Origin of the sequence: Niastella sp., assembly GCF_045805085.1 — a bacterium.
Lineage (GTDB): Bacteria > Bacteroidota > Bacteroidia > Chitinophagales > Chitinophagaceae > Niastella.
On sequence record NZ_JBJMLX010000258.1, the window covers coordinates 1 to 3,250 of the forward strand.

At 40.3% G+C, this 3,250-nt stretch carries 4 protein-coding genes; 2 read left to right on the top strand and 2 right to left on the bottom strand.

Features of this window, described 5'->3' with window-relative positions; translation table 11 throughout:
- The first annotated feature begins 578 nt into the window (after positions 1-578).
- Positions 579-1,019 carry a MauE/DoxX family redox-associated membrane protein gene (locus ACJ751_RS13465; protein WP_407746018.1) on the top strand — a complete coding sequence of 147 codons (441 nt, stop codon included), beginning with the start codon at positions 579-581 and terminating at the stop codon, positions 1,017-1,019.
- A gap of 146 nt (positions 1,020-1,165) precedes the next feature.
- Positions 1,166-1,426, top strand: a complete 261-nt coding sequence (locus ACJ751_RS13470; RefSeq protein ID WP_407746019.1) for a DUF6520 family protein — start codon at positions 1,166-1,168, stop codon at positions 1,424-1,426.
- Between the two features lie 126 nt (positions 1,427-1,552).
- Here the strand turns inward: ACJ751_RS13470 and ACJ751_RS13475 are convergent, their stop codons facing one another.
- Entirely contained in the window at positions 1,553-2,923 is a 1,371-nt protein-coding gene (locus ACJ751_RS13475; protein ID WP_407746020.1) for a RagB/SusD family nutrient uptake outer membrane protein, read from the bottom strand.
- Between the two features lie 18 nt (positions 2,924-2,941).
- Positions 2,942-3,250: hypothetical protein (locus ACJ751_RS13480; protein WP_407746021.1), on the bottom strand; the 309-nt coding region annotated here is incomplete at its 5' end.

A 3,250-nucleotide genomic window follows, 5' to 3' on the forward strand; every position in this document is an offset into this window, starting at 1 on the left:
AACTATAGGAGTAAACCATTAACTGGTGAATTAGTCTACTATATTGTGGGTTTTTGCGTCTTGTGTTTTCAATGAATAACCCTATCATTGATGTATAACCTGTTTTGCTTTCATGAAACAAGATTTTTATATTAATAACTTAAGATGAATTATTTATTAAAAAAAAATCGTTGTTTTAATTGACCCGTTTTTTTTGTGTAGTTTGATGGCTGAAAATAAGCTGGTTTTATCAGGTAATTGAACGAACTATAAAAATATGTAATGGATAGAAATCACTGAACCAGATTTCATTTTTTGCAATAATAATTTGTTCACCTGATAATAAATCGTACTATTTATCTAATAGTTGGAGAACAGAAATTAGATACTTAAATAATCTAAAAATAACTGATATAAATTTTTGAACATAGTCTATTAGTATCTAACTTTAGTTCTACCATCGCTCTCAATTCTACCTATCTACCTTATCCCTCTGAGCACCTTATTCTAATCTACATCTAACGTACAGCAGGATTCAGTGAATTTTGGGATGCTTCCATTCGTCAATAACACTTACGCCCTTAATACCCTTTCATATTATGAAAAGAAAGATTATTATTGAAATAATATCTTCCTTATTGATATTGCTTTTTTTGTATGCCAGTGTAAGCAAATGGCTTGCATTTAAAACTTTTATTGGCGATATGAACAATCAGCCGTTCCCTAACTGGATGACACCGTACCTGGTATACAGTATTCCGGTTATTGAGGTATTGATTGCCGTTGGATTAATATTTGAGAAAACCAGAGTGCCTGCCTTGTATGCATCCTTTGTTCTGATGATGGCGTTTACGATTTACACCGTGGCTGTATTATCACATGCGTTCAGGTATGTTCCCTGTTCCTGTGGGGGCGTGATAAAAAAACTCACCTGGCCTCAACACCTTTTCTTTAATCTGTTTTTTGTAGGGATCTCTTTACTGGGCATCTGGCTTAAAAAGCGGGATTCCCTACATGAAGTACGTGCGGTAAGTGCATAAATACACTTCCAAATACAATAAACTTTTTCCTGTTTTTATTGCTGCTTCACTTATTCCGGAGTAAGTGTGCGTAGCTGTAGCAGGACAGGCCCAGCCGAAAACCTGCAAAAAGAGTAGGCGATTAACCATTAGAAAAAGGACTATTAATGAACAAAATTAAAGTGGTATTTGTAGCTCTTGCGATGCTCGCGGGCGTTGGTGGTGCATTCGCTACCTATTGCCAACAATGCGAAAATTCAGTACAGTACATTTGGAACGGAAACGGTTATGTGGAAGCTGGAGTTTATGGAGTAGATTGGGATTGCGTAGTTGGCAGTGGTGGTGTTTGCACTTTTTATAAGCCCGACCCGGTTGGTCAACCCAACAACTATGCCCCTTGTCACGAAGGCGGCTGGTTTCAACTGTAAAAGTTAGTTATAGCTCTGTTTAATTGATGGGGTTACTGTAGAATACATTGGTTGCCTGTATCAATTAAAAGTAAAAATCATTCTAATAAGCCCTGGCGGTACGTCAGGGCTTTTTGTGTCCTAAAATTATTCCCGCTCGTTTTGCAGGTATCCTCCCATCAGAACGGCATCTGGCGGAATTGGCAGCGCATACCTGGTACTATTAGCAGGTAATATATATGTTTGGCTATTTAAGATCCTGGTGGGCGTAATAGTTGGTTTTTCCAGGTTCAGCCGCCGGATGTCAGTCCAGCGTATACCCCTCAACGGCATTTCCTTTCTTCTTTCAGTAAGTATGATATTTAATGCTTCATTGGCCGTCAGTGCAGTGTAAGGGATAAATGTGCCTGTTTTCCACCGTTGTTGCAGCAGGGTATTCAGGTCGCTCATTGCCTCAGTAACATGGCCGGCCCTTGCCCGGCATTCTGCTCTTACCAGGTACATTTCATCGGTAGCCAGCCCGGTAAATCCAAAGCTGGTGCCGGTATAACCACTTTTAAAATTGATCTTACCAGCGGAATTTAAAGTAAAAAGCAGTGAACGCCGTAAATCGTTCATGGCATACTGACTGTATAGCAAGGTATCAACAATGCAGGTAGTGATGGATTTTACTACATTGGTTTCATTAAACTTGCTTTGGTACATGGTTTCCGCATTCGTGCGTTCAAAGGGTCTTGATGAAGTTAAATCCTTTGTATTGTAATCGATAAGCGCATTGTATAGTTTTAAACAGTTATCTGCGTTGGCGCCTGCCTGTTCATAATTACGCATGCTTAAATATACCCGGGCCAGCAGCGCATAGGCGGCTGGTTTATTGGGCCGGTTAAGGTAAAAAGTTACGGCATCCGATAACAGATCTTTAGCTTCCTGCAGATCATTCAATATCTGGGTATAGGTTGCTTCGAGGGTAGCCCTTTTTAAAACTTCATCCACATCCGGCGTTAGCTTTAAAGGTATGCCCAGGTCTGTGGTGGCTGTTTCTGCTTTATAGGGCAGGGCAAATACCTGGGCCAGGTTATAAAAAGCATAAGCTCTGATAAAGAGGGCGGCGCCTTTAAAGTTATTCCACTGTTGTTGATTACTGGTAGTTTGGGAAACCTTTTTCAATCCATCCAGTACTACGTTGGCGTATAATATCTGTTCATACGGTATATTCCAGTCAGTCACCTTTCCTTCTCCTTCATAAATATCCACTGCCCAGATATAGGCATTCCTTTCTTTTTTAGGAAGCACCTGCCAGTAATTGGGCATTATGTAAAAATTATCAGCAGATAACTCTCCCAGGGCAGGGGTTAAATTCAAAGTGGCCTCGTTATCCAGCAGTTGCTGAAAATCCTCGAGCGTGGTGGGAACTATTACATTCGAATTCGGTTTTTCGTCCAGAAAGGCCTTTTTGTTGCAGCCGACCAAACTCCAACAAAGTAGTAGTAAAAACAGGTAAATGATGTTTGCTTTCATCGGAAAAGGAATTGCTGGTTACAAATCAATTTTTAAACCTGCGGCAAAAGTTCTGGGTGGAATTACACCTGAGATATAATCCGGGTCAATACCCTGGTGATTGGCCTTCCAAAGAATTCCCAGGTTATTGGCATACATATAGATCCTGAACTGATTCACGGGTAACCACCTGATCTCACTCTTGTTAAGCTGGTAGCTTAGCTGAACATCCTGCAGCCTGATGTGATCGCCCTTTTCAATCAGTATATCCGAATAACCATAAAAAGTACTTCTATAGGCGCTTTCATTCCATGTCATGGAAGGTACAGAGGTATAGTTTTCATCGCC